Here is a 26215-nt window from a genome sequence, read left to right as displayed (position 1 = left end):
TATGGTTACCAATTTGCTCCACACAATCGGCCGAAAGATTACCGGAACATGAAAGTCTGGGTGGTAATAAGTGCCGCCACAACCATCGGGAAGGGTGAAAAACCCGGCCCCACGGGTATCCGTGGCAATTCGATACCGTTGAGGTGAATCCGAAGCGATTCGGCGTTCGGCAGGCGGGCAGCGTCCTCGGCCATCAGGTCAACCACAAGCCCAAGTTTCGCCTCCGACACATGGTCGCAGGCGCGGATTCCAAGGCCGCGGATCTCGATCAGCCCGGCCAGGGCGGGCGCGGGGCTCACCCACATTTCCCCGCTGCGTGTGGCGAGATGAACACGGTCGTCGCCCACCAGAACCGTTGGCGGCAGCTGCCCCGCGCGTCCGGCGAGGATCAGATCGAAGGCGAGTCGGGATTTGCCGGAACCGGAGGGACCCCGGATCAGGACGGCCTGCTCCCCCACCTGGACGGCAGATGCATGGATGCTCGCCGTTTCGTTCGTCACGACGCCGGCAGCCGGACGATGAAGCGAGCCCCGGCCGAGGTCGGATGTCCGTCGGCGTCGACAGGGCCGGGCCGGTTCTCGGCCCAGATCCGCCCGCCATGAGCGTCGATGATCTGCTTGGAGATCGACAGGCCCAGGCCGGAATTCTGGCCGAAGCCCTGGTGCGGCCGGTCGGTATAGAAGCGCTCGAAGATGCGCTGCAGGGCGTCCTCGCGAATGCCGGGACCGTCATCATCGACGGTGATCTCGATCTCCGAGCGGACGCGCCGGCAGGTGATGCGCACCTTGCCGCCGGCCGCGGAGAACGATTGCGCGTTCGACAGAAGGTTGGAGATCACCTGGCCGAGCCGCGAATCGTGGCCGGGCACCGAGAAGGTGTCATTGGCGCCGCGGCCCTCGAAGCGGACCTCAACGGTGACGTCGGTGCCGAGCTTGGTCTCGTTGGCGACCGAGGTCAGCGTGTTCAGCAGCCGGCGCAGATCGACCAGGGTCATGTCCTGGCGCTGCAGCTCGGCATCGAGCCGGCTGGCGTCGGAAATGTCGGAGATCAGCCGGTCGAGCCGTTTCACGTCGTGCTCGATGACGGCCAGCAGGCGGGCGCGGCTGTTGTCGTTGCGGGCCAGCGGCAGGGTCTCGACCGCCGAGCGCAGCGAGGTCAGCGGGTTCTTGAGCTCGTGGGCGACGTCGGCGGCGAACATCTCGATCGCCTCGATGCGGTTGTAGAGCGCGTCCGTCATGTCGCGCAGCGCGCCGGAGAGATGGCCGATCTCGTCGCGGCGGCGGGTGAAGTCCGGGATCTCGACGCGGGTCTTGATGCGGCGGCGGACGCGCTCGGCGCTGTCGGCGAGCCGGCGCACCGGACCTGCGATCGTGCTGGCGAGCAGGAGCGACAGCACGATCATGACCGCGGAGGCAACGCCGCCGACCTTCAGAATGGCAAGACGCTCGGCGGTGACCATCTGGTCGATGTCGTCGCCCTGCGTCGACAGCATCAGGGCGCCGTGGATGGTGCGCGAGCGCTGCACCGACACCGCGACCGAGACGATCACTTCGCCGCGCGAGTTGACCCTGACCATGCTGCGCTTCTGGCCCTTCAGCGCGTCGGCGACTTCCTCGTAGCCGTTGCCGTTCTCGGGGCCGTATTCGCGGTACAGCGGCAGGTCGCCGCGATTGAGCCAGGTGCGCACCGAGATCAGCGCGCGCTCGACGAAGCCGGGCTTCTCGCTCGACGGCGGCGGCAGGTCGAACCGCAGCACGTTCTCCAGATTGCGGCTGTCGAGCAGCAGCCCGCCATTCGGATCGTAGATGCGCGCGCGCGTCTTGGTCGGCGAGATCAGCGTGCGCAGCACCGGCGCGACGCGTTCCGGATTGATCGGGAAATCGAGCGGCGAATATTCGTCCGGCGCGCCGTAGCTCTCGCCCGGCTTGAGATCGAGCAGGCGCTCGGGGTCGATGGTGATGGTGTTGGTCTGCACGGTTGCCGAGGCGGCGATGGCGCCGGCGATGATCTCGGCCTGCACCAGCAGACTCTGCGCGCGCGCGTCGATCAGGCCGGCGCGGAACTGCGACAGATACAGAATGCTTGCAACCAGTGCGAGCAAGCCGGCGATGTTCAGCGAGACGATGCGGCGGGTGAGGCTCGAGAACGACAGCGCGAACAGGAACTGTCCGGCGCGGCGCAGCCAGCTCAGCGGACGCTGCCAGCCGGAGACCCTCGGGGTCTCCTCCGCCGCGTCGGACGCGATCGTCGCCGCGGCGTCGTGGCCATTCACTGCTAGGTCAAGCTGCGTGCGATCGAGCAATGTGAGTGCTCCGATTCCGAATTTCGTAGGGGTTGTGCGGCGAATTCCCGTGAGAACTCGACTTGCCGCACCCGAATTCGCCGCAACAATGGCCCCGTTCCGGCATCTGCGCCCGGATAAACGCGCAGGAGGCGTAGCCTATCCAATCGAGACCGCGACGTCAGCGCGCAATTTCGCATGACGTCGCGCAAGGCAATGCTTCAGGTCCCTGCTTCAGGCCTTGGCTTCAGGTTTCCTTGAAGCGATAGCCTACGCCGTAGAGGGTCTCGATCATCTCGAACTCCTCGTCGACCATCTTGAACTTCTTGCGCAGCCGCTTGATGTGGCTGTCGATGGTGCGGTCGTCGACATAGACCTGGTCGTCATAGGCCGCGTCCATCAGCGCATTGCGGCTCTTGACCACGCCCGGACGCTGCGCCAGCGCCTGCAGGATCAGGAACTCGGTGACGGTCAGCGTAACCGGCTCGTTCTTCCAGGTGCAGGTGTGGCGCTCCGGATCCATGCGCAGCAGGCCGCGATCGAGCGCCTTGGCGTCGTTCTCCTTCGGCAGCGCCGTCGGATCCTTGGGCTGCGAGCGGCGCAGCACGGCCTTGACGCGCTCCACCAGCAGGCGCTGCGAGAACGGTTTGCGGATGAAGTCGTCCGCGCCCATCTTCAGGCCGAACAGCTCGTCGATCTCCTCGTCCTTGGAGGTGAGGAAGATCACCGGCAGGTCGGACTTCTGGCGCAGCCGCCGCAGGGTCTCCATGCCGTCCATGCGCGGCATCTTGATGTCGAGGATGGCGAGATCAGGCTGGCTGGTCCGAAAACCGTCGAGCGCCGACGCACCATCGGTATAGGTCATGATCCGATAACCCTCGGCCTCGAGCGCGATGGAGACGGATGTCAGAATGTTGCGGTCGTCATCGACCAAGGCGATTGTGGGCATGAGCCTGCTTTCAGAGTCTGGTTACGCCGAGACTTCGAGAATCAAGATAAGGGCCGCGTATTTGGGCTTCGAACATGGTCAACGAGCAATGCAAGCTGGGCTGAAGTGTGACCGAGTTCCACAAATACCATGGCAAAGTCTTGTGCCGTGCCCAGGTTTGTGGCCCGTTTAGCCGAAAAAAGGCCTTCATTGCAACTGGATGGACGAGGGAAAGACGATGTCTGCGAGCTTTAACCCTAACCGCGTCACGCATTCCCTGCTGCGCCGAAGCCGGCAGGGCGCCCTTGCGACCTTGATGGTTGGTTCTGGCGATCCCTACTGCTCCCTCGTCAACGTCGCCACCGCGTCCGATGGTGCTCCGATCATCCTGATTTCGCGATTAGCTGTGCACACCAGAAATCTACTTGCCGATTCGCGCGTGTCGCTGATGCTCGATGAACGCGCGCCGGGCGATCCGCTCGAGGGATCTCGCATCATGCTGTCGGGCAAGGCCGAGCAGGCCGCCGACGACAATCGCGAGGTGCTGCGCCGTCGGTATCTCAATGCGCATCCGTCCGCTGCGGACTATGCTGAATTCGCCGACTTCTCGTTCTTCGTGATTCGTCCGTCAGGCGCGCATCTCGTCGCCGGATTCGGCCGCATCGTCGATCTCAAGCCGGAGCAGTTTCTCACGGATATATCCGTTGCTGACGAACTGATTCTGGCAGAGCAGGGCGCCGTCGATCACATGAACGAAGATCACCGCGAGGCGCTCGCCCTCTACGCGACGAAGCTGCTCGGCGCCGAAGCAGCGGAGTGGCGGTGTAGCGGCTGTGACCCGGAGGGATTGGATCTGATGGCCGACGGCAGGACGCTGCGGCTCGAGTTTCCCGAGCGCGTGACCACGCCCGGGGCGTTGCGCAAGATGCTGGTGCGGCTTGCTGACGAGGCCCGCGCGAAGTGAGGTGTAGTTCGAGCCCACTTTGATGACTGTGCTCATCTCCCGTGACGGAAGACGGCGAAGTTCACGCATGAAGGCAGCTTGTGGTGAATCTCGATGTGCGCGCTCCATGTCCTGCAGAGGGTGAGCGTCGCGCAAACTTCGTGGCGTGGGCGCGAGTGAGCTCGTTGACGTCGCGGCCGGGAGAATCGGACGATGTGATCCCGCAGGCGCGAGGCCATCGTGAAGGGAAGCTGGCTGATCGGGTGTGGCGACGACACGGCCGATCACCGGCACATTCCGTCGGCTCGGGCGGCCTCCCTTGATCGGTTTCCGCGAGGCGCTGCGACAGCCGCTGCCGGATGCTCGGTCGTCGCTTGGTCTTCGTTTGCCTGCGCGAATCCGTCGATTCGAGCGTCGTTCGTCGTTCCTCGTGAAACCCAACCGCGCTGATATATCTGTTGCGTTGCAGCATCTCAGCGCGGCGCAGGTGGCTGCTGCTGGAATGTGCATGGCGCGGCAAAAGATGAGCTACGTGCATCACGAATTGCCAATAACCAATTGGGCCGGATCGTCTTGGCAAGACCAGCGTTGATCAGTATTAGGTCGGCGACCGCGCTTCGATAAGGCGATGTAACGGCAACGGTCACCGCGCAACGCGCGCGACTGCGCGCAACGGACGCGGGCTCTCAGGAGGGATCTTCGTGCAAGAGACGGGTATTCGCAACGGCGCCTTCGGTGCCGACAAGTTCGGCTTAAAGAACCTCAAGCAGGTGCACTGGAATCTCGGCGCTCCCCAGCTCTATCAGTATTCGCTGGCGGCGGGCGAGGCGGTGCTGTCGGCCGACGGGGCGCTTTGCGCGGATACTGGCGAGTTCACCGGTCGCAGCCCGAAGGACAAGTTCACGGTGCGCGACGCCTCCACCGAAAAAATGTGGTGGGCGGGCAACCAGGCGATCACGCCCGAGCAGTTCGAGGCGCTGCATCAGGATTTCATCAAGCACGCCGAAGGCAAGACCCTGTTCGCGCAGGATCTCTATGGCGGCGCCGACCCCACCTTCCGCATCAAGACGCGCGTTTTCACCGAGCTCGCCTGGCACTCGCTTTTCATCCGCACGCTTCTGATCCGCCCCGAAAAGATCGAGCTCGACACCTTCGTGCCGGAGCTCACGATCATCGACATGCCGAGCTTCCGCGCCGACCCGAAACGTCACGGCGTGCGCTCGCAGAACGTCGTCGCGATCGATTTCGCCCGCAAGATCGTCCTGATCGGCGGGTCTTATTATGCCGGCGAGATGAAGAAGAGCGTGTTCACGACGCTCAACTACTATCTGCCCGCGCGCGGCGTGATGCCGATGCACTGCTCGGCCAATGTCGGGCCGAAGGGCGACACCGCGATCTTCTTCGGCCTGTCCGGCACCGGCAAGACCACGCTGTCGGCCGATCCGAACCGCACCCTGATCGGCGACGACGAGCACGGCTGGGGCCCGTCCGGCGTGTTCAACTTCGAGGGCGGCTGCTACGCCAAGTGCATCAAGCTGTCGAAGGAAGCCGAGCCGCAGATCTTCGCGGCGTCGACCCGTTTCGGCGCGGTGCTCGAGAACGTGGTGCTCGACGAGGACAACCGCGTCCCCGATTTCGACGACGGCTCCAAGACCGAGAACACCCGCTCCGCCTATCCGCTCGACTTCATTCCGAACGCTTCGCGCACGGGCCGTGCGCCGCATCCGAAGAACGTCGTGATGCTCGCCGCCGACGCCTTCGGCGTGCTGCCGCCGATCGCAAAGCTGTCGCCGGCGCAGGCGATGTACCACTTCCTGTCCGGCTACACCGCCAAGGTCGCCGGCACCGAGCGCGGCCTCGGCAACGAGCCGCAGCCGGAGTTCTCGACCTGCTTCGGCTCGCCGTTCCTGCCGCTCGATCCGTCGGTCTACGGCAACATGCTGCGGCAGCTGATCGCCGAGCACAATGTCGACTGCTGGCTGGTCAACACCGGCTGGACCGGCGGCAAGTACGGCACGGGCTCGCGCATGCCCATCAAGGTGACGCGTGCGCTGCTGACGGCGGCACTCGACGGCTCCTTGCGCAACGTCGAGTTCCGCACCGACAAATATTTCGGCTTCGCGGTGCCGACCGCGCTGCCGGGCGTGCCGAGCGAGATTCTCGACCCGGTCAACACCTGGAAGGACAAGGCCGAGTTCGACAAGACCGCGCGCGCGCTGGTCGGCATGTTCCAGAAGAATTTTGCCAAGTTCGAAGCCCAGGTCGACGCCGAGGTCCGTAACGCCGCGCCGGATCTGAAGCTGGCGGCGGAGTAGGGCTGCAAACGCAAATGGGCCAGCCGCATTGCGGCTGGCTCTTACTATTTTCCCGCTCCCTCTGCTGATGCACGAGAGGGGCGAACTCAAGCCCCATCCACCGCTGTCGTCCCGGCGAACGCCGGGACCCATAACCACAGGGCGGTGTGATGCGGCATGCTAGCCGCTCCAGCCTTCGCCAAATTGCCGACGGTGGTTATGGGTCCCGGCTCAAGGCCGGGACGACACCGTTCATTTTGCCGGCGTCCAGGCTCACGCCTTGAAATACGCGATCTGCGTCGTCGTCGCGAGCAGCCGGCCGGACGGCGACCACAGCTCGCCATGCTGGTCCTGGTAGCTGCGGTTGAACACCTTGGCGTCTGCGGTCGCGAGCACATGCGTGATGTCCTCGGCGGCCAGTTCCTCGCGGCTGACGTGGAAGTAGGTGGTCAGCGACACCGTGCCGAACGGAATCAACTCGCCACGGACATGGAACGCGCGGCCGAAGAAGGCGTCCGACATCGACAGCAGCGACAGGCAATCCAGCTTGCGCGGCTTGCGGTCGGAGATCCACAGCCGCGAATAGGCGCTGCGCGGTTCGTCTGAACGACTGCCGAAGTCCGGCCGTCCCTCCACGAAGCGGAAGTCGTATTGTTTGGTCCAGGACATTCCCGCATCAGGATAGCGCCTGACCTGATCGAACGGCGGCGCGTCGGGCTTGACGGCCGGCTGGTGCGACCACGATGGCCGGCGCTCGGCGAAGACAGCGGTCGCCAGCGTCGCCGCGTCAGAGTCGCCCTGGCTCAGCTCGACGCACCAATGCTGCGACGACCGGTTGGCCTTCACCAGCCGGACGTCGAGATCGAACGGTCCCTCCGCGATCGGCGCGCAGTAGTTGACCGTCATCGCCAGCGGATCGCCGGCGATTTGCGGATGCTGGATCAAGGCGCGCAGCACGGTCGCCGCCGTGACGCCGCCGAACGGGCCGACGAAAGCCCAGTAATCCGGGCTGGTCCTTCCCTGCCAGCGGCTGTCGCCGGCAGTGACGCGGGTGGCCTCGTCGAACAGGTGAACTGGCGGTTCGGTCATGCATTTCTCCCGACGGTCATCGTATGATGGCCGTCAGGTGAAACGCAATGGAACGCCTCTGCAATGACGTCATGGGTCATTGCCGAAGGCGAGGGGAAGGGCCCGTCACGCCCGCTGCGCGTGCGCCGGTGCCATCACCGGGCCGACCGGCACGTTCCAGATGTCGTCGGCATATTCGCGGATGGTGCGGTCGGAGGAGAACCACGCCATGCGCGCGACGTTGAGGATCGAGGCGCGGGTCCAGGCCGGCACGGTCTGCCAGCGTGCATCGATGCCGCGCTGGGCCTCGTAGTAGGAATCGAAATCGGCCGAGACCATGTAGTGGTCGAGATGGCGCAGCGCATGTGCGATGGGCTCGAACCGGCCGGGCTCGTCCGGCGAGAACGCGCCGGTCGCGATCGCATCGATCGCGCGCGCCAGCCGCGGTGACCGGTGGATCACGTCGGTCGCGTCCAGCCCCTGCTTGCGGCGGAGCATGACCTCGTCGGCCTCCATGCCGAAGATCGCGATGTTGTCGGCGCCGACATTGTCGCGGATCTCGATATTGGCGCCGTCCAGCGTGCCGATGGTAAGCGCGCCGTTCAGCGCCAGCTTCATGTTGCCGGTGCCGGAGGCCTCCATGCCGGCGGTCGAGATCTGCTCGGAGAGATCCGCCGCGGGAATGATCGCTTCGGCCAGGCTGACATTGTAGTCCGCCATGAACACGACCTTCAGCTTGCCGCCGATCGCGGGATCGTTGTTGACGACCTCGGCGACGTCGTTGATCAGCTTGATGATCAGCTTGGCGTAGCGGTAGCTCGCCGCGGCCTTGCCGGCGAAGATCTTCACCCGCGGAACCCAGTCGCGCTGCGGATCATCTTTCATGTCCTGGTACAGGGCGACCGCTTCCAGGATGTTCAGGAGCTGGCGCTTGTATTCGTGAATGCGCTTGATCTGCACGTCGAACAGCGCGCCCGGATCGAGGCGCACGTTCATGCGCTCGCCGATCAGGCGCGCCAGCAGCACCTTGTTGTGGTGCTTCACGCTGCGGAACTTCTGATGGAAGCCGGCGTCGGCCACGTAGCTCTCGAGGCTCGAGAGCAAGGTCGGATCGTCGACGACGGCGTCGCCGCAGGCCTCGCACAACAGGTTCGTCAGCTTGGGATTGGCCAGGGTCAGCCAGCGGCGGAAGGTGATGCCGTTGGTCTTGTTGGTGATGCGGCCGGGATAGAGATGATTGAGATCGTGGAACACGGTCTCCTTCATCAGGTCGGAATGCATCGCCGAGACGCCGTTGATGCGGTGCGAGCCGACGAAGGCGAGCTGGCCCATGCGCACGCGGCGGCCGCTCTTCTCGTCGATCAGGGACACCGAGGCGCGGTAGTCGATGTCACCCGGTGCGCGCTGCTCGGCGAGCGCGAGATGCTGCGCATTGATGCGGTAGATGATCTCGAGATGGCGCGGCAAGAGGCGCTCGAACAGCTCGACCGGCCAGGTCTCGAGCGCCTCCGGCAGCAGCGTGTGGTTGGTGTAGGACAAGGTCGCGATGGTGATCTTCCACGCCTCGTCCCAGCGGAAATTGTGCAGGTCGACCAGGATCCGCATCAGCTCGGCGACCGCGAGCGAAGGATGCGTGTCGTTGAGCTGCACCGCGGCCTTCTGCGCCAGGCTGCGCAGCTGGCCGTCGGAGCCGAGATGGCGCTTGACGAGGTCCTGCAGCGAGGCCGAGACGAAAAAGTATTCCTGGCGCAGCCGCAGCTCGCGGCCCGCCGGGCTCTCGTCGTTCGGATACAGGAACTTGCAGATCGCCTCGGCGCGCGCCTCTTCGGCGGAGGCGCCGAGATAGTCGCCGGAGTTGAACACGTCGAGCTTCAGCGGATCGGGCGAGCGCGCCGACCACAGCCTGAGCGCATTCACATGCTGGCCGCGCCAGCCGACGATCGGCGTGTCATAGGCGACCGCCTGCACGGTTTCGCCGGGATGCCAGATCGCGCGGTCGCGGCCCTTGTCGTCGACATGCTCGACGCCGCCGCCGAAATGGACGTGATAGACCACCTCGGGGCGCTGGAACTCCCAGGGATTGCCGAACGACAGCCAGACGTCGGGATATTCGTGCTGCCAGCCGTCGACGATGACCTGGCGGAACAGGCCGAAATCATAGCGGATGCCGTAGCCGATCGCCGGGATCTGCAACGTCGACATGCTTTCCATGAAGCAGGCCGCCAGTCGTCCCAGGCCGCCATTGCCGAGCGCGGCATCCGGCTCGCATTTGCGCAGGTCCATCAGGCCGACGCCGAGATCGCCGAGCGCGGTCTCGAACACCTTCATCAGGCCCATGTTGTTGAGCGCGTCGGTGAACAGACGGCCGATCAGGAATTCGAGGCTGAGATAATAGACCCGCTTGCGCCCGGCATCGTAGCTCTCCTTGTCCGCGGTCAGCCAGCGATGCACGATGCGGTCGCGCAAGGTCAGCGCCGCGGCGTGATACCAGTCCTGTTGCGTCGCCTGGCTCGCCTCCTTGCCGATGGCGAGGCGAAGCTTGGCCAGGATGTCGCTCTTGATCTCAGCGACCGCCAATTCGTCGACGGGCTGGCCGGTGCTTACGAAGCTGCGCTGGGACGGCTGATCTGTCACCTTGGAAACCTGTGATGCTACGAGGAACCGGTAAAAGCATACGATGGTTGCGCGCGGTCCGAAACCCGGGGAAAGGCTGGTCCGCACAGCAAGGTGATGGAAAATGATGCAAAGTTCAGGCCGGGTTCCGGGCAGGGAACGCGGAAGGCTGTTGCTGCGGGTGCGTGGGAGAGATGGATCGAGGTCTCTCGACCGTCGTCATCCCGGCGAAAGCCGGGATCCAGACTCACCGGCCTAAGATCAGGCCCGACAAGTCACTCCAATCAGGGTTGTCCGTCTCAATCAGCTCGACCTTCCAGTCGCGATGCCAATTCTTGAGCTGCTTCTCGCGGGCGAATCGCCTCTAGCGGGCGCGCGAAACGTTCGACATAGACAAGCCGAAAAACCTTGTACCTGCTGACGAACTTGGACCCTCGCCCGGCACGGTGGTCTTCAAGGCGCTTCCTGACATCGTTGGTCACCCCGATGTACAGCGTGCCGTGGTGGCCACTGGCAAGAATGTAGACCGGCCATGCGGCCTCAGTGCTCATAGCGCGTGCCAAACAATCGGCTGCGGTGGGTTTGGGTCCCGGCTCGGGGGCCGGGACGACGACAATTGACTTCCTTTTTCAAATAGAACAAATTAAGAACAATTTAGCAAGCGATCGTTATCCCTACAGCGATTCGATCCGCCAGCCCCCGGCATCAGTGCATCCCGCGAGGACACCCATGTCCAATATCGCCTTCGATCCTCTGGCCCTGACCCGCATTGCCGACTTCGCGCGCAGTCTGACGCGGCTGCACAAGACCGCGCGGCGGCGGGCCGTCGACGACGACCAGATCGACCGCGCGTTCAATGCTGTGTGCATGTCGGTCTGGGGCTACACCACCGACGACATTTCCGACGACCTGTTCTCGGCCACCGACCACACCTTCCTCGATGGCCTGGACGAGGCGCGGGCGCGCATCTTTGCCGCCGAGCAAGGCTACGACCTGGTCGACGACGAAGGCATGCTGTCGGACTGGTGGGGCTTCTGCTGGATGATCCTCGCGGAGAAGCGCGGCCTGCTGACGCCGGACAACCGCGCCGCCGCGCGGGCGGCGATCGAGGAAAAGTACCTGGAAGCGCCGAACGTCATCGGCGTGATCGTGGGACGCTAGGTCAGCGTTCCGTCATTGCGAGCGCAGCGACGTGTCCGCCGAAGCCCGCAGGGCGAAGGCGGAAGCATCCAGGGTGGAGTGCGAGACTCTGGATTGCTGCGCTGCGCTCGCAATGACGAGGACTAAAATTCAATCCACGTCCGCGCGTTTGGCGCGGCCCGTGGCCGGCTTCGGCGCGATTGCCATCGGCGGCGCGACGCTGACATTGCCGGCATTGGCCTCGGGCGGCGGCATGGCGGCGAGCGCATCGGCCGCCAGCATCTCGGCGCGCACCGGCGCCACCTTCATCTCGCTCAGCTTGGCCCGCGTGTCCGAGGTCAGCCCGGGATAGGAGGCGACCGGCTTGAAGTCGGCCGGCTGGCCGCCGCTGCCGCGCGTGCCCGAATAGGCGACGAGGCCGTCGCTGGTGGCGACCACGTCGCCGGGACGCAGCGAGGTGTCGAGCGACAGGTCGACCGGCGCCAGCCCGGCCGGATCGCGGCCGTTGCAGGTGCAGTCGGCGCGCAGCGCCTGCCGATAGGCGAACGCGGTCTCGCTGTCGGCATAGCGCTCGCCATTGCTTGCGGTCGCGTAGTCGATGTTGGAGCCGTAATAGATCCTGGTCGGGCTCGCCGGGCAGAACGCCTGGCACATCTGCGCCGGCGAGGCGAGGCCGCGCGTCAGCGGAAAATAGCGGCCGTCGCAGGTGCGCACGCAGAACGCCGCGCCTGATCCAGACGCCACGCGCGGCTGTGGGGCGGCCTGCGGGTTGGTGCCGAACGGATCGAAGGAGCTGCCCTGCGCTGGCCGCTGCGATTGCGGCTTGTTGAAGCCGCCGAACAGGAAGTCGAACAGGCCCTGGGCCGACGCCATCCGCGGCGCCAGCGCGCCGGCGGCGACGAGGCCGACCGTCGCCGCGACAGCGACGTGGCGGGACCTCCGCCGAAACGACAACACGCTACGCAACGCCCGCTCCATCGCCAGGATCTTCACCGCAAAGCCACGCCGTGACGCGGCAACCCACGTCGCCCGATCATGTGCGATCGAACGCGCCATGCCCAAGGCACGGCGCCATCAGCTTTGCGGTAACCTTAACGGGCGTTGGTAAATGAGCGGTATGCGCGGGCAGTGAATTGCGCCGCGCGCCAGGCGCCTCAGAGGAATTCGCGCGCCTTGTAGAGCGCCTGGAACGGCAGGCCGGCCTGGGCGAAGGTCTCGGCGGCGCCTTCCTCGCGATCGACCATGGTGAACACCAGCGCCACTTCGGCGCCGGCCTCGCGCAGGGCTTCCACCGCCTTCATCGCCGAGCCGCCGGTGGTGGTGACGTCCTCGACCACGACGATGCGTTTGCCCGCCAGGGTCTCGTCCCGGGCGAGGCCCTCGATCGCCAGCCTGGCGCCGTGCTCCTTCGGCTTCTTGCGCACGAAGAAGGCCGCGATCGGATGGCCCTTGATCCAGGAGATCTGGGCGATGGCGCCGGCCAGCGGCACCGCGCCCATCTCCAGGCCGCCGATATAATCGAAGCCTTCGTCCTTCAGCGCCTCATAGGTGAGCTCGGCGAGCAACGTGGCGCCCTCCGGGTCCATCATGGTCGGCTTCAGGTTGAAATAGAAGTCGCTCTTGCGGCCGGAGGCCAGCGTGATCTCGCCACGGCCGAACGAGCGCCTGCGGATGATCTCGAGGAGGCGGGCGCGGGAGGCGGATTTGGACACGGCGTTTCCCCTGAGGGTGGATTCTTGGGTGGCGCAATCTATCGGGGGCGGGCGGCGGAGACCAGCCGCCACGATGTCCCATCAACAACGCTACGTTTGAAGCCGGATGCAGTTTCGAGCTAATGGGAGCCCGCGACCAAGCAAGGACGATTGGGAAGGATGCCCGTATGACGATCGAGCTGTACACCTGGAACACCCCGAACGGGCGCAAAATCTCGGTCGCGCTGGAGGAGATGGCGCTGCCCTACCGCGTCATTCCGGTCGACATCACCAAGGGCGCCCAGATGGCGCCGGAGTTCCTGGCGATCAGCCCCAACAACAAGATCCCGGCGATCGTCGATCCCGACGGCCCGGATGGCAAGCCGGTCAGCGTGTTCGAGTCCGGCGCCATCCTGCTCTATCTGGCCGAGAAGACCGGCCAGTTCCTGCCGGGATCCGTCGCCGAGCGGATCCCGGTCTATGAATGGCTGATGTGGCAGATGGGCGGTTTCGGCCCGATGCCCGGCCAGGTGCACCATTTCATCGCGCTGACCGACGAACAGGACCGCGCCTACGGCCTCAAGCGCTACATGGCCGAGACGGTCCGGCTCTATGGCGTGCTCGACCGCCGGCTGGCGCAGCACGAGTTCGTCGCAGGCGCGCTCTCGATCGCCGACTTCGCCATTCTCGGCTGGGCCTGGCGCCACCCGCGCCACAAGGTCGATCTGGCCGACTTCCCCCACGTCAAGCGCTGGTACGATACCCTGATGGCCCGCCCCGCCGTGAAGCGCGGCATGGAGGCGAAGCTGGATTGATGGCCGCTGCTCTGTCGCTGGGGGGCGACGCTGTCTTCCGCGCCGGCGGTGCGCTCCCTCTCCCGCTTGCGGGGGAGGGTCGGGGAGGGGGAGCCACGCGGGCGGTATCGCTCTAGCGCGAACATGCCCGCCCCGTCGCATGCCGGCGCGTGAGCCGGCCTCCTCCACATCCCCCGTCGCTAAAGGGAGCTTCGGCGGACAGGACGGAGGAGCCGATGGAAATCACCCGCGCCGCGCCTCCAGCGCCATCCGCACCGCAAGTCCCGCGAGCACCGTGCCCATCAGATAGCGCTGTACCAGCGCCCAGCTCGGCCGTGTCGCCAGGAACAGCGCGATCGATCCCGCCGCCATGGCGATCATGGCGTTGACGCTGACGCTGATCACGATCTGGATCGCGCCCAGCACCACCGACTGCGTCAGCACGCTGCCGACAGCGGGATCGATGAACTGCGGCAGCAGCGCCAGATACAGCATCGCGATCTTCGGGTTCAGCAGGTTGGTGACGAGCCCCATCAGGAACAGCCGACGCGGGCTGTCGATGGCGAGCTTCCTCACCTGGAATGGCGAGCGTCCGCCCGGCTTCACCGCCTGCCAGGCCAGATAGAGCAGGTAGGCCGCGCCGGCGAGGCGCAGCGCGTCATAGGCGAACGGCACGGCAAACAGCAGCGCCGTGATGCCGAACGCCGCGGCCAGCATGTAGGCCAGAAAGCCTGTGGCGACGCCGCCGAGCGAGATCAGGCCGGCGGCGTGGCCCTGCGTGATCGAGCGCGAGATCAGATAGATCATGTTCGGCCCGGGCGTCAGCACCATGCCGAGCGAGACGAGCGCGAAGGCGAGCAGGGACGATGTGTGCGGCATGACTGGCTCGATGATCGGGATCTCTGCCGCCTGCTTTAGCGCGGACGATCACGCATCGTCATCCGATCGATTGCACCGAGAGCAATCAGCCCGCCGGCGGCGGCGCGGCGTTCAGCGCCGGCAGCCGTCTGCCGGAGCGGTCGAACACACCGGCGATGCTCAATGCCAGCAGCACCAGCAGAATGGCCGCCGCGAGCGGCACGGAGTGCCCGATCATGGCGAGCAGGCAGGCCCCCAGCGCGATCACCACGCCGATCTCCAGCGGCGCGATCGGCTCTCCGGCGTCGCTCCGCGCCTTCCAGTGGATCGCGATCCCCGCCGCCGCCATCGGCATGTCATAGATCATCGCATAGGGCGTGGCGATGATGCTGCCGACCGCGACCAGCGCGATCGCCTGCTGCGTTGAGCCGCGTCGCCAGGCATCCCAGACCATCACGACGATGGAGCAGGACAACAGCAGCTGAACCAGGTAGCCGATCGGCGGCGGCGCGCCGAGCGTGTGCAGGCCCGCGATGACCGTCGGCATCATGTGATCGAGGCTGGGCTGGTTGGCCTGCAATTGCGCCTGATAGCTCGGAAACTTCACGATCCATTCGAGCCAGATCCACGGATCGAGCGCAGCGCTGGTAACGACCGCGACGATCACGGTCGTGGCGATGGCCGACAGGATGGCGCGCCAGTTGCGCGACGCCAGCAGCACGACCGGCATCAACAGCACGAATTGCGGCTTGTAGGCGAGCAGGCCGAGCAGGACGCCGGCAATGACGGGATGGCGCGCGAGCAGGCGCAGTCCGCCGATCAGCAAGGCCGCCGAGAGAAAACCGTTCTGGCCGGTGATCGCGTTGATCAGCGTCGTCGGCGCGGCGAGCAGCGCAAGGCCCGACAGCGAGCGCCAGTCGCGGCCGAGGGTCGCCAGGCCATACAGCGCGAACGTCACCGAGATCCAAGAGACATAGGCGACAGGCAGCGCCAGCATGCCCAGCGGGATCAACGCCAGCAGGAAGGTCGGCGGGTAAGGATAGGGAAATCCGCCGCCGCCGAGGGCGGGATCCAGCGTCTGCTGGTAGCGCGCGAGCGCGACAGGATCGTAGATGCCGGCGCCAGACAGCGCGGCATACTTGCCGAACGACCACAGGCCGAAGAAGTCACCGAACGCCGGCTGCGGCGAGGACAGCGCCCAGCTGACGAGATAGGCGCCGTTGTAGAGCACGAGCCCGATCAGCAGGATCAGCAGGGCGCGCTGGTCGCGCATCTCAGGGTGGGCTGCGGATGAGATCGCGGTCATGGGAGCCGGTCGAGGCCAGGGTGTTCGGCGCCATCGGCGCACTCGTGACGTAGGGGTGGTCGATGCCGTCGCGCGATCACGCGCACGCGGTGCCCCTCCAACTCTGCCAGGGGACCCTGCACGCCGTGTTACCGGCCGTCCCGATGACGATGCCCGATCTCATCGTGCCTAACGACAGGTAAAATCGCCGCGGGGGCCGAGTGACCTCGGTTGGGGGCCGGCGTCGCCGCCGCATCAAGCAACGTTCTCGCCCCAAAACTTTCTTGTTGCTATTTTTCCGAAATCATGGTTTGATCCGTGCATCCCGTCCTCATGCAGAGGGGCGTACGCGTCGTCACGATACGTAGAGGCGGGGAGCGGTGGCCGCGGGCCTGTCAGGTGCTGATGCGCTGGACGATTGGCAGCTCGCGGACGTTCAAGCCGTGTGGTCCTGGCGCCCCGAAGCTGGCGCCAAGCCTGCGTGACATCACGTGTCGCGCTGGTGACGGGGGCAAACAAGCCGGTCCCCGGGGAGAGCGCGGAGCAGACGTTCAACCCATCGCGCAGGGAGGGCCGGGTCTGCCCGGCTGAACCTGTGGTACCTGCCGCCTGCATTTTTTTCGCAGGCGGGCCACGGGCCTCAGTCGGGGCCTGGCCTTCCCTGCGCCCTTTGCGCCGTTGCAAAAGGGCCGACTGATCGCAAGCCTCGGGCACGATGTGCCGCGAGAATGCAAAGCCTTGTCCTTATTCTGTCGTCAGTTGTTTGAAACGTGAATGCGTCTTCTCGCCCCGCTGTCGTCCCGGACAAGCCGTGACGCGCGCCAGCGCGGCACGGCGCCGATCCGGGACCCATACGCCGCGGCGGTCGTGTCGGGCAAAGGGCCAATGACCAGTGCGCCTCAAACCATTCCCTGGGGGTATGGATCCCGGCTCAAGGCCGGGACGACAGAAGGGGGCGGCGATACAGCGAGGCCTCCACCAACCGTCGATGATGCAGGAGGGCGCCGTGTTATCAGCTCAATGCGCCTCGTCCCAATTATCAGCCGCGCGTGCGTCGACGTGCAGCGGGACCGACAGCAGCACGGCCGGGAACGGCGCGTCCTGCATGACGTGCTGCACGACCGGCAGAGTTGCCGCGACCTCGTCGTCCGGGACCTCGAAGATCAATTCGTCATGCACCTGCAGCAGCATCTGAGCCGACAGCTTCTTTTGCGCCAGCGCCTCTTCCACCCGCGTCATGGCGCGGCGGATGATGTCCGCAGCCGTGCCCTGCAGCCGCGCGTTGATCGCGGCGCGCTCGTTGAAGGCGCGGACCGAGGCGTTCGACGCCTTGATCTCCGGGTAATGGCACTTGCGGCCAAACAGCGTGACGACATAGCCGTTCTTGCGGCAGAACTCGCGGGTCTCGTCCATATAGTCGCGGATGCCGGGGAAGCGCTCGAAATAGCGCTTGATGTAGGCCGAAGCCTCCTCGCGGGCGATGCCGAGCTGGTTGGCGAGGCCGAAGGCGGAGATGCCGTAGATGATGCCGAAATTGATCGCCTTGGCGCGGCGGCGGACCTCGCTCGGCATGTCCTTGATCGGCACGCCGAACATCTCGGATGCCGTCATCGCGTGGATGTCGAGCCCGTCCTTGAACGCCTGCTTCAGCACCGGGATGTCGGCGATCTCGGCCAGCAGCCGCAACTCGATTTGCGAGTAGTCGGCGGAGACCAGCTTGTGCCCGGGCGTCGCGATGAAGGCGCGGCGGATCTTGCGACCGTCCTCGGTCCGGACCGGGATGTTCTGCAGGTTCGGCTCGTTCGACGACAGCCGTCCCGTCGTGGTCGCCGCCAGCGCGTAGGTGGTGTGCACGCGATGTGTCTGCGGGTTGACATAGGTCGGCAGCGCGTCGGTGTAGGTCGATTTCAGCTTCGAGACCTGGCGCCATCCCAGGATCTTGCGTGCGAAATCGTTGCCCTGCTCGGCGAGGTCGTCGAGAATCGATGCGGATGTCGACCAGGCGCCGGTCTTGGTCTTGGTGCCGCCCGACAGGCCCATCTTGCCGAACAGGATGTCGCCGATCTGCTTGGGGCTGCCGACATTGATCGGCTCGCCGGCCAGCTCCTGCAGCTCGGCCTCGACGCGCGCCGCCGTCTGGGCAAAGTCGCCGGACAGGCGCGACAGCACCTGCCGGTCGATCGAGATGCCGCGCCGCTCCATGCGTGCGAGCACGGAGACCAGCGGCCGCTCCAAGGTCTCGTAGACGGCGGTCATGCGCTCGGCCGTGAGGCGCGGCTTCAGCACGCGCCAGACCCGATGGATGACATCGGCGGCTTCCGCGGAATGCGCGGTGGCGCGATCGATTGCGACCTGCTCGAAGGTCAGCTTGTTCCGGCCGCTGCCGATCAGCTCGCTCTCGCTGAGCAGCGCGTGGGCGAGCACATGCTCGGCCAGCGAGTCGAGCTTGTGCGAGCCGCGTCCGGCGTCGAGCGCGTAGCTCATCAGCAGGATGTCGTCGACATTCGCAAGGATGATGCCGTGTTGCGCCAGCAGCACGGCGAGGAACTTGATGTTGTAGCCGATCTTCAGCAACCCGGCCGATTCGAGGATCGGCTTCAGCGCCGCAAGCGCATCGCTCTCCTTGATCTGGTCGGGCGCGAGCCCGGCATCGAACAACCCGCCGCCATCGCCGGCCTGGCGATGCGCCAGCGGGATGTAGCAGGCCTCGCCCGGCGCCAGCGCCAGCGAAAGGCCGCACAGGCTCGCCTGCATCGGGTCGATCGAGCTGGCCTTCACATCGATCGTGACACGGCCGAGATCGTGCACGCGCGCCAGCCAGTCGTTCAGCTCAGGCAGGCTGCGGACAGTCTGATACTTGTCGCGATCGATCCGCGCGCTCTTGGCCGCCTCCGCCCTGGTCTCGGCGAGACCAGCGGGCGTGCCCTTGCTCATCGCGGACTTGTCTATCCGCGGATCTCCGGTGCGAGGGCTCCCTCCCCCCTTGTGGGGGAGGGTTGGGGAGGGGGGTGCTCCGGAGGGACCGCTCGTGGAGCGCCCCCCTCCCTGACCCTCCCCCACAAGGGGGGAGGGAACGGAGGGAGCAGTGCCTGCGCCACTTTTCAACTGCTCATCCGCCGTCACATCCGCCGGATCGATCTGCGAATACTCCGCGACGCGTCGCGTCAGCGTCGAGAACTCCATCGCCTTGAGGAAGGCGATCAGCTTGCGCGGATCGGGCTCGTGGATGGCCAGATCGTCCAGCGGCACCTCGAGCGCGACCCTGTCGTCGAGCAGCACCAGCTGGCGCGAGATCCGCGCCTTCTCGGCGTTCTCGATGAGAGCCTCGCGTCGCTTCGGCTGCTTGATCTCGCCCGCGCGCGTCAGCAGGCCTTCGAGGTCGCCATAGTCGGTGATCAACTGCGCCGCGGTCTTGATGCCGATGCCGGGCACGCCCGGCACGTTGTCGGTGGAATCGCCGGCCAGCGCCTGCACCTCGACCACCTTCTCCGGCGGCACGCCGAACTTCTCGATCACCTCGGCGACGCCGATGCGTCGGTCCTTCATCGTGTCGTACATCGTGACGCAGTCGTTGACGAGCTGCATCAGGTCCTTGTCGGAGGACACGATGGTGGTGGTGGCGCCGCGCTCGCAGGCGAGCCGCGCATAGGTCGCGATCAGGTCGTCGGCCTCGAAGCCCGACTGCTCCAGGCACGGCAGGTCGAAGGCGCGGACCGCCTCGCGGATCAGCGCGAATTGCGGGATCAGGTCGTCGGGCGCCGGCGGCCGGTGCGCCTTGTAGTCGGCATAGATCTTGTTGCGGAACGTGACCTCGGACTTGTCGAACACGATCGCCAGATGCGTCGGTCGGTCGGTCTCGGGCATGTCGCGCAGCAGCTTCCACAGCATGTTGCAGAAGCCGAGCACGGCATTGAGATTCAGACCGTCGGACTTGCGGTTGAGCGGCGGCAGCGCGTGATAGGCGCGGAAGATGTAGGACGAGCCGTCGACCAGGAACACATGATCGCCTTTGGCCGCGCCCTTCGCCAAATTCTTGGCGGCGGCAGGCACAGGGGCGGCGGGCGTGGCGGCGGCTTTCTGGGGAGCTTTGGGCATGGCCGCAATGTAGGGAATTTGGCCGGGATTGACACCCTCGGAACGGCAGAATCCGGCGCGTTCCCCACGCAAATCGGCGCCGGCTGCGAGCCGTGCTCGCGCCAAAAACTCCGCTGTCGTCCCAGGCAAGCCCCGACGGCGCGAAGCGCTGGCGGGGCGCCGACCCGGGACTTACACTCCCAGGCGGTGATGAGGCGGCATGCTGGAGCCACAGCGTGCCTCACATGGAGGACGGCGGTTATGGGTCCCGGGTCTTCGCCCGGGACGACACCATGGATGTGGCTACTCCGCCGGCTGCAACACAGCCTTCGGCTTTGGCGGCGCGATCCAGAACGCGATCGGGCGTTCGAACAGGAAGCGGGCGCCGGTACGCAGCGCGAGGCGCCAGATCGCGAGCGCGCCGAGCACGCCGGCGATGGTGACGAGCAGCGAGATCGTTCCGATGTCCGTGATGATCCCGGTCTTCAACAGCACCGTACGCGTCGCCGCCATCGGCAGGAAGAAGGCGAGATAGATCACGATCGAATGCTCGCCGCAGAACCGCAATGCGTTGAGGAGCTGCGCGCGCGCCAGCAGCGTGCCGGCGATGATGATGGCGACGGCGCCGGCATAGCCGAGCATGAGGGAGACAGCCGGCCACTCGCTGACGCCGAGGTTCACCAGCGACTGGTTGATGACAGCCCAGGCGAGCAGGCCGATGATCGCGAGCATGGGCTGCGCGCGGGCCCGGTCCGACACTGCGAAGATGTAGGTCGCGAACAGATAGCCCGAATAGATGTAGACGAAGCGGGCGCAGAATTCGTCGATCACGGTCCAGCCGGTAACGATGTGCGCCATTTCGAGGCCGGCCGCGATGCCCCAGATCACCGGCGCCGGCAGCTTCCGTGTCAGTTTGATGACGACGAAGAAGATCGGCAGCAGATAGATGAACCACAGCGTGCCGAACGGCTCGATGAAGGATTCCAGATACAGATAGCCGGCGTGCGGCCAGCCGGACGCGGCGGCGAAGCCGGGCGCCTTGAAGCCGAACTGGATGGTTACCCACAGCACGTAGAAATAGGCGAAATGCACGACCTTGCGGTCGAGATAGGTGCGCCAGTCGCGGTTGATCACCAGTGGCAGAAACAGGCCGGAAATCAGGAAGAAGTCGGGCATCCGGAACGGCTTGGCGAAGGCGACGACGGCGTGCATGAAGCCGGTCTCGCCGGCGGCGAGCTCGACGCCCAGCACCGAATGCATCATCACCACCATGATGATGCAGATACCCTTGGCGTAGTCCACCCAGTCGATGCGCGTCTCGGTTCCGGCCGTTTTCGGCGTACCATTCGCGGTCATGCTGTCCCTCTTTGGCGCGGAGCTGCCGCATTGTCGGGCAGAGCCGTTAATACTCCTCTCTGTCATCCAAACGTCATGCCGTTTTCTAAATTCCCCTTGAACCGCAAATGGTTTAAGACGCGAAAGTATTAACCTTGAAGGATGGGTTTCGATGCGAATTGCGATGATCGGCACGGGCTATGTGGGTCTGGTGTCCGGTGCCTGCTTCGCCGATTTCGGTCACCAGGTGACCTGCGTGGACAAGGACGAGAGCAAGATCGCCGCGCTGCATCGCGGAGAAATCCCGATCTTCGAGCCCGGGCTGGATGCGCTGGTCGCGGCCAACGTGAAGGCCAAGCGGCTCGATTTCACCACCGATCTCAAGCAGCCGGTCGCGGAAGCCGACGCCGTGTTCATCGCGGTCGGTACGCCGTCGCGGCGCGGCGACGGTCACGCCGACCTCACCTACGTCTATGCCGCGGCGCGCGAGATCGCCGCGTCGCTCACTGGCTTCACGGTCGTCGTGACCAAATCGACCGTGCCGGTCGGTACCGGCGACGAGGTCGAGCGCATCATCCGCGAGACCAATCCGGCGGCCGACGTCGTGGTCGCCTCCAATCCGGAATTCCTGCGCGAGGGTGCGGCGATCCGCGACTTCAAATGGCCCGATCGTATCGTGGTCGGTACCGACGATGAGCGCGGCCGCAAGGTGCTCGGCGACATCTACCGGCCGCTGTCGCTGAACCAGGCGCCGGTCATGTACACGGCGCGGCGCACCGCCGAGCTGATCAAATACGCCGCCAACGCGTTTCTCGCCACCAAGATCACCTTCATCAACGAGGTCGCCGATCTCGCGGAGAAGGTCGGCGCCGACGTGCAGGAGGTGGCGCGCGGCATCGGTCTCGACAACCGCATCGGCGCCAAGTTCCTGCACGCGGGTCCCGGCTTCGGCGGCTCGTGCTTCCCGAAGGACACGCGCGCACTGATCAAGATCGCGCAGGACTACGATACGCAGTTGCGCATCGTCGAATCCGTCCTGGCCGTCAACGACAACCGCAAGCGTGCGATGGCGCGCAAGGTGGCGCATGCCGTCGGCGGCAATCTGCGCGGCAAGACAGTCGCTGTGCTCGGCCTCACCTTCAAGCCGGAGACCGACGACATGCGCGAGGCGCCGTCGATCCCGCTGGTGACCGGGTTGCTCGACATGGGCGCCAAGGTGCGCGCGCATGATCCCGTCGGCATCGAGCAGGCCAAGAAGGAGCTGCCGGAGATCGCCTATTACGACGATCCCTATGCGTGCGCGACGGGCGCCGATGCGATCGTGCTGGTGACCGAATGGGTGCAGTACCGCGCCATGGATCTCGATCGCCTCAAGGAGGTGATGGCCAGTCCTGTCGTCGTCGACCTGCGCAACGTCTACCGCCCGGATGAGATGGCGGCGCACGGCTTCGTCTACGAGAGCGTGGGCCGGCCGGGCGTGAAGGGCGCGTGATGCGGCGTGCGTGACATGGCGTTGTCATGTTCCGCGAAGGCGGGGTATCCAGGGCGCCCGATCTTCGTCGTCCGCGAGATCGCTGTTTACTGGATTGCCCGCCTTCGCGGGCAATGACGGGTTCGACGATTGCCCCTTCGCTTCGACACGCCGCTGCCCATCGATGCCGTGCTGGACGAACTGTCCGGCACGCTCGCACGCAGCAACACCGCCGTGCTGGTGGCGCCGCCCGGCGCCGGCAAGACGACCCGTGTACCGCTGGCGCTGCGCGATGCGCCGTGGGTCGGGACCAACAAGATCATCGTGCTGGAGCCGCGCCGGATCGCCGCCCGCGCCAGCGCCGAGCGGATGGCGAAGTCGCTCGGCGAGCGTGCCGGCGAGACCGTCGGCTATCGCGTACGATTCGGCTCGAAGGTCTCGCGCGCGACCCGCATCGAGGTCGTCACCGAAGGCATCTTCACCCGGCAGATCCTCGACGATCCCGAGCTCACCGGCGTCGCCGCCGTGCTGTTCGACGAATTCCACGAGCGCTCGCTCGATGCCGATCTGGGCCTCGCTTTGGCACGCGATGCGCAGCAGGGCTTGCGCGAGGATCTCCGCATCCTCGTGATGTCGGCGACGCTCGACGGCGCCCGCGTCGCCAGCCTGCTCGGCAATGCGCCGGTGGTCGAGAGCGAAGGCCGCGCCTATCCGGTCGAGACGCGCTATGTCGGCCGCAAGCCGGATGCGCCGGTCGAACGCCAGATGGCTGAGACCATCGCGGCCGCGCTGCGCGCCGACGCGGGCTCGGTGCTGGCGTTCCTGCCGGGGGCCGCCGAAATCCGGCGCACCCAGACCATGCTGGCCGAGCGCGTCCACGATGCCAGCGTCGAGATCGTGCCGCTGTTCGGCGCGCTCGATTCCGCCGTGCAGGACCGCGCCATCTCGCCCGCCCCGAAGGGGCAGCGCAAGGTGGTGCTGGCGACCTCGATTGCCGAGACCTCGCTGACCATCGAGGGCGTGCGCATCGTGGTCGATTCCGGCCTCGCCCGGGTGCCGCGCTACGAGCCGGACATCGGCCTGACCAGGCTGGAGACGGTGCGGGCTTCGCGCGCCGCCGTGGATCAGCGCCGCGGCCGCGCCGGCCGCACCGAGCCTGGCGTCTGCTACCGGTTATGGGACGAGCCGCAGACGGCCTCGCTGGCGGCCTATACGCAGCCGGAAATTCTCAGCGCCGACCTGTCCTCGCTGGTCCTCGATCTGGCGCAATGGGGTGTCAGTGACCCCTCCACGCTGAGCTTCCTCGATCCGCCGCCGCAACCGGCTTGGAAGGAGGCGAGGGACCTGCTGCGCGAGCTCGATGCGCTCGATGCCGATGGCAGGCTGACCGACGAGGGCCGGCGGCTGCGGGCGCTGGCGCTGCCGCCGCGGCTGGCGCGGATGATCGTCGATGCCGCCGACCACGGCGCGGCGGCGCAGGCCGCCGACATCGCCGCCATCCTGACCGAGCGCGGGCTGGGCGGCGACAGCGTTGATCTCGAGGTGCGGCTCGATCAGTTCCGCCGCGACCGCTCGCCGCGCGCGCAAAGTGCCCGCGACCTGGCGCGGCGGTGGGCGCAGCAGGTGTCGTCCGCGTCCGCCCCCGCCGGAGAAGCGGATATCTCCACCGGCCTGATGCTCGCCTTCGCCTTTCCCGACCGGGTGGCGCGCAATCGCGGCAATGGCAGCTTCGTGCTCGCCAATGGCCGCGGCGCTGCCGTCGACCCAACCTCGTCGCTGGCGCGCGTGCCCTATATCGCGGTCGGTGAGCTGACGGGAACGGCGGCCAGCGGCCGTATCCTGCTGGCGGCCCCGCTGGCGATCGAGGACATCGAGCGCCACTTCGCTGCGCATATCGAAGCCAAGGACGAGGTCAGCTTCGATCATGGCGCGATGGCATTGCGGGCGCGCCGCAAGCGCAAGCTGCACGCGATCACCATGGCCGATGCGCCGGTCGCGCTGACGCCTTCGGAGGAGACCGCGCGCATCTTCGCGGAAGGAATCTGCGCGGCCGGGCTCGACCGGCTGCCCTGGTCGAAGGCCGCCAGGCAATGGCGCGATCGCGTCGCCTTCCTGCGCAAGGCGGAGGGCGACAGCTGGCCGGACCTGTCGGACGCGGGCCTCGCCGAGCGGCGGGAGGAGTGGCTGGTGCCGCTGCTGGCCGACAAGACCTCGCTCAAGGACGCCTCGCCCGGCGACGTCTCCGATGCCGTGATGGCGCTGCTGCCGTGGGATCTGCGCGCCCGGCTCGACCGGGAGGCGCCGACCCATTTCGAGGCGCCGACCGGCACCATGCTGGCGATCGACTACGAGGCTGAGCAGGGGCCCACCATCGCGGTCCGGCTGCAGGAGCTGTTCGGTCTCAACGTCCATCCGTCTATCGCCAGGGGGGCCGTGCCGCTGGTGCTGGAACTGCTGTCGCCGGCGCAGCGGCCGGTGCAGGTGACGCGCGATCTGCCCGGCTTCTGGCGCGGCTCCTATGCCGCGGTCCGCACCGATCTGCGCGGCCGCTATCCGCGCCATCCCTGGCCCGACGATCCCGCCCATGCCGAGCCGACCCGGCGGGCCAAGCCGCGGGGGACATAGCTCATGCAAATTGTACCGCCGCCGTCGTTGTCGTTAACGCTTCACTCATCGTTTTCGCCAAAATGGCGGCGGCAGCCGGTCACTCGCAGTCGCCCGTCAGCGGCTTTGATGGTCAAATCGGTTGCGGGGTAAAGTCGGGCGTTTGCGTCATGCGTAACATAATGATCTTTGCGGCCGTTCTCGTCGGTCTCGGCACCTTCATGGCGCAACTGGCCGATCGCCTGACCCCCGCGTCGGCATCCGCGACACCGTCCGCGCGGGTTGCCACGGTGGGATCCTCTGCCGCGGGCCAGCGCAGCCTCAGCATTCCGACCGACCGTCGCGGTCACTTCCGCGCCGACGGCCGCATCGACGGTCAGCGCATCAGCTTCATGGTGGATACCGGCGCCTCGATGGTCGCGCTGAACGAGAGTTCGGCCGCCCGCTTCGGCCTCCGTCCGGCGCGCGGCGACTACACCGCCACCGTGACCACGGCGAACGGCACCGTGAAGGCGGCCCGCGCCAGGCTCGCGATGGTCGAGCTCGGCGAGCTCACCGTGCGCGACGTCGATGCCCTGGTGCTGCCCGATACCGCGCTGTCGGAGAACCTGCTTGGCCTGTCCTTCCTGTCCAAGCTGAAGCGCTTCGCCTACGCCAACGGCCAGATGGTGTTGGAGCAGTAGGCTGCGCCTTCACCGCATCTTGGTGCATGCAGTGACGGCCCCCATATACCGGCAGGCGGATTGGTTCAGCGGACGGGGCGGTCCCGCCTGATTGTTGCCTGCATTCATCTGCCTTCTGCCATTGTCGTCCGACGTCGTATCAGGCACGACTGC

Annotated in this window: 19 protein-coding genes and 1 pseudogene; 8 read left to right on the top strand and 12 right to left on the bottom strand. The window is 66.1% G+C overall.

The window, feature by feature from the left end:
- Positions 1-38: 38 nt before the first annotated feature.
- From ACQR2C_RS20340 to ACQR2C_RS20330, 3 genes are all read right to left on the bottom strand, one after another.
- Positions 39-500 (bottom strand): HPr kinase/phosphorylase, encoded by a 462-nt coding sequence (locus ACQR2C_RS20340; RefSeq protein WP_315800504.1) that lies wholly within the window; start codon positions 498-500, stop codon positions 39-41.
- Positions 497-2302, bottom strand: coding sequence for a stimulus-sensing domain-containing protein (locus tag ACQR2C_RS20335; RefSeq protein ID WP_434881949.1), 1806 nt, complete (start codon positions 2300-2302; stop codon positions 497-499). The genes ACQR2C_RS20340 and ACQR2C_RS20335 overlap by 4 nt, the downstream gene beginning before the upstream one ends.
- 226 nt (positions 2303-2528) lie before the next feature.
- On the bottom strand, positions 2529-3230 hold the full coding sequence (locus tag ACQR2C_RS20330; protein ID WP_006611449.1) for a response regulator transcription factor: 702 nt from the start codon (positions 3228-3230) through the stop codon (positions 2529-2531).
- 217 nt (positions 3231-3447) lie between these two features.
- On the opposite strand from ACQR2C_RS20330, the gene ACQR2C_RS20325 reads away from it, so the two are divergent.
- From ACQR2C_RS20325 to ACQR2C_RS20315, 3 genes are all read left to right on the top strand, one after another.
- The gene (locus tag ACQR2C_RS20325; protein ID WP_316183117.1) at positions 3448-4173 is read left to right on the top strand and encodes a HugZ family protein; all 726 of its coding nucleotides are present in this window, start codon (positions 3448-3450) and stop codon (positions 4171-4173) included.
- Positions 4174-4471: 298 nt separating this feature from the next.
- Positions 4472-4744: a hypothetical protein gene (locus ACQR2C_RS20320; protein WP_315800502.1), complete on the top strand. Its 273-nt coding sequence runs from the start codon at positions 4472-4474 to the stop codon at positions 4742-4744.
- 109 nt (positions 4745-4853) lie between these two features.
- Positions 4854-6467, top strand: coding sequence for a phosphoenolpyruvate carboxykinase (locus tag ACQR2C_RS20315; protein ID WP_434881948.1), 1614 nt, complete (start codon positions 4854-4856; stop codon positions 6465-6467).
- Positions 6468-6719: 252 nt separating this feature from the next.
- On the opposite strand, the gene ACQR2C_RS20310 is transcribed toward ACQR2C_RS20315, so the two are convergent.
- The 3 genes and pseudogenes from ACQR2C_RS20310 to ACQR2C_RS20300 all read right to left on the bottom strand — a co-directional run bounded on the left by ACQR2C_RS20310 (position 6720) and on the right by ACQR2C_RS20300 (position 10678).
- Positions 6720-7535: an acyl-CoA thioesterase gene (locus ACQR2C_RS20310; RefSeq protein WP_434881947.1), complete on the bottom strand. Its 816-nt coding sequence runs from the start codon at positions 7533-7535 to the stop codon at positions 6720-6722.
- Between the two features lie 105 nt (positions 7536-7640).
- Positions 7641-10148: a glycogen/starch/alpha-glucan phosphorylase gene (locus ACQR2C_RS20305; protein ID WP_434881946.1), complete on the bottom strand. Its 2508-nt coding sequence runs from the start codon at positions 10146-10148 to the stop codon at positions 7641-7643.
- Between the two features lie 226 nt (positions 10149-10374).
- A pseudogene (locus ACQR2C_RS20300) lies at positions 10375-10678 on the bottom strand (GIY-YIG nuclease family protein).
- Positions 10679-10856: 178 nt separating this feature from the next.
- Between ACQR2C_RS20300 and ACQR2C_RS20295 the strand changes: the two are divergent.
- A complete protein-coding gene (locus tag ACQR2C_RS20295; RefSeq protein ID WP_315800497.1) occupies positions 10857-11288 on the top strand; it encodes a hypothetical protein in 432 nt (143 codons plus the stop codon).
- Between the two features lie 129 nt (positions 11289-11417).
- Here ACQR2C_RS20295 and ACQR2C_RS20290 read toward each other — a convergent pair whose 3' ends face one another.
- Both ACQR2C_RS20290 and pyrE read right to left on the bottom strand, forming a co-directional pair.
- The gene (locus ACQR2C_RS20290; RefSeq protein WP_315800900.1) at positions 11418-12233 is read right to left on the bottom strand and encodes a DUF2865 domain-containing protein; all 816 of its coding nucleotides are present in this window, start codon (positions 12231-12233) and stop codon (positions 11418-11420) included.
- A gap of 188 nt (positions 12234-12421) precedes the next feature.
- Entirely contained in the window at positions 12422-12979 is a 558-nt protein-coding gene (gene pyrE, locus ACQR2C_RS20285) for an orotate phosphoribosyltransferase (RefSeq protein WP_316183115.1), read from the bottom strand.
- A 167-nt stretch (positions 12980-13146) separates the two neighbouring features.
- Between pyrE and ACQR2C_RS20280 the strand changes: the two genes are divergently transcribed.
- Positions 13147-13773 (top strand): glutathione S-transferase family protein, encoded by a 627-nt coding sequence (locus ACQR2C_RS20280; protein ID WP_315800495.1) that lies wholly within the window; start codon positions 13147-13149, stop codon positions 13771-13773.
- Positions 13774-13995: 222 nt separating this feature from the next.
- On the opposite strand, the gene ACQR2C_RS20275 is transcribed toward ACQR2C_RS20280, so the two are convergent.
- From ACQR2C_RS20275 to ACQR2C_RS20260, 4 genes are all read right to left on the bottom strand, one after another.
- Positions 13996-14631, bottom strand: a complete 636-nt coding sequence (locus tag ACQR2C_RS20275) for a LysE family translocator (protein ID WP_434881945.1) — start codon at positions 14629-14631, stop codon at positions 13996-13998.
- A gap of 85 nt (positions 14632-14716) precedes the next feature.
- The gene (locus ACQR2C_RS20270) at positions 14717-15916 is read right to left on the bottom strand and encodes a glycosyltransferase family 87 protein (RefSeq protein ID WP_434881944.1); all 1200 of its coding nucleotides are present in this window, start codon (positions 15914-15916) and stop codon (positions 14717-14719) included.
- Positions 15917-16912: 996 nt separating this feature from the next.
- Positions 16913-19990: a DNA polymerase I gene (gene polA / locus ACQR2C_RS20265; protein WP_434881943.1), complete on the bottom strand. Its 3078-nt coding sequence runs from the start codon at positions 19988-19990 to the stop codon at positions 16913-16915.
- A gap of 282 nt (positions 19991-20272) precedes the next feature.
- The gene (locus tag ACQR2C_RS20260) at positions 20273-21325 is read right to left on the bottom strand and encodes an acyltransferase family protein (protein ID WP_434881942.1); all 1053 of its coding nucleotides are present in this window, start codon (positions 21323-21325) and stop codon (positions 20273-20275) included.
- Between the two features lie 151 nt (positions 21326-21476).
- Here ACQR2C_RS20260 and ACQR2C_RS20255 point away from each other — a divergent pair, with 151 nt between their 5' ends.
- From ACQR2C_RS20255 to ACQR2C_RS20245, 3 genes are all read left to right on the top strand, one after another.
- Positions 21477-22796 (top strand): UDP-glucose dehydrogenase family protein, encoded by a 1320-nt coding sequence (locus ACQR2C_RS20255; RefSeq protein WP_434846488.1) that lies wholly within the window; start codon positions 21477-21479, stop codon positions 22794-22796.
- Between the two features lie 129 nt (positions 22797-22925).
- Positions 22926-25400, top strand: coding sequence for an ATP-dependent helicase HrpB (gene hrpB, locus ACQR2C_RS20250; protein WP_434881941.1), 2475 nt, complete (start codon positions 22926-22928; stop codon positions 25398-25400).
- Between the two features lie 161 nt (positions 25401-25561).
- Positions 25562-26062, top strand: a complete 501-nt coding sequence (locus tag ACQR2C_RS20245; protein ID WP_434881992.1) for a TIGR02281 family clan AA aspartic protease — start codon at positions 25562-25564, stop codon at positions 26060-26062.
- Positions 26063-26215: the final 153 nt, after the last annotated feature.

This window comes from Bradyrhizobium sp. HKCCYLRH3061, from assembly GCF_051168015.1.
In the GTDB taxonomy this organism is placed as follows: domain Bacteria; phylum Pseudomonadota; class Alphaproteobacteria; order Rhizobiales; family Xanthobacteraceae; genus Bradyrhizobium.
Note: the sequence above shows the minus strand (reverse complement) of the source record. Positions and strands in the feature narration are given on the sequence as shown.

Bases quoted from the DNA above. Each gene is read 5' to 3' on its own strand.
- ACQR2C_RS20330 (WP_006611449.1), bottom strand. From the start codon at position 3,230: ATGCCCACAATCGCCTTGGTCGATGACGACCGCAACATTCTGACATCC.
- ACQR2C_RS20325 (WP_316183117.1), top strand. From the start codon at position 3,448: ATGTCTGCGAGCTTTAACCCTAACCGCGTCACGCATTCCCTGCTGCGC.
- ACQR2C_RS20310 (WP_434881947.1), bottom strand. From the start codon at position 7,535: ATGACCGAACCGCCAGTTCACCTGTTCGACGAGGCCACCCGCGTCACT.
- ACQR2C_RS20295 (WP_315800497.1), top strand. From the start codon at position 10,857: ATGTCCAATATCGCCTTCGATCCTCTGGCCCTGACCCGCATTGCCGAC.
- ACQR2C_RS20280 (WP_315800495.1), top strand. From the start codon at position 13,147: ATGACGATCGAGCTGTACACCTGGAACACCCCGAACGGGCGCAAAATC.
- ACQR2C_RS20275 (WP_434881945.1), bottom strand. From the start codon at position 14,631: ATGCCGCACACATCGTCCCTGCTCGCCTTCGCGCTCGTCTCGCTCGGC.
- ACQR2C_RS20270 (WP_434881944.1), bottom strand. From the start codon at position 15,916: ATGACCGCGATCTCATCCGCAGCCCACCCTGAGATGCGCGACCAGCGC.
- polA (WP_434881943.1), bottom strand. From the start codon at position 19,990: ATGCCCAAAGCTCCCCAGAAAGCCGCCGCCACGCCCGCCGCCCCTGTG.
- ACQR2C_RS20260 (WP_434881942.1), bottom strand. From the start codon at position 21,325: ATGACCGCGAATGGTACGCCGAAAACGGCCGGAACCGAGACGCGCATC.
- ACQR2C_RS20255 (WP_434846488.1), top strand. From the start codon at position 21,477: ATGCGAATTGCGATGATCGGCACGGGCTATGTGGGTCTGGTGTCCGGT.
- ACQR2C_RS20245 (WP_434881992.1), top strand. From the start codon at position 25,562: ATGATCTTTGCGGCCGTTCTCGTCGGTCTCGGCACCTTCATGGCGCAA.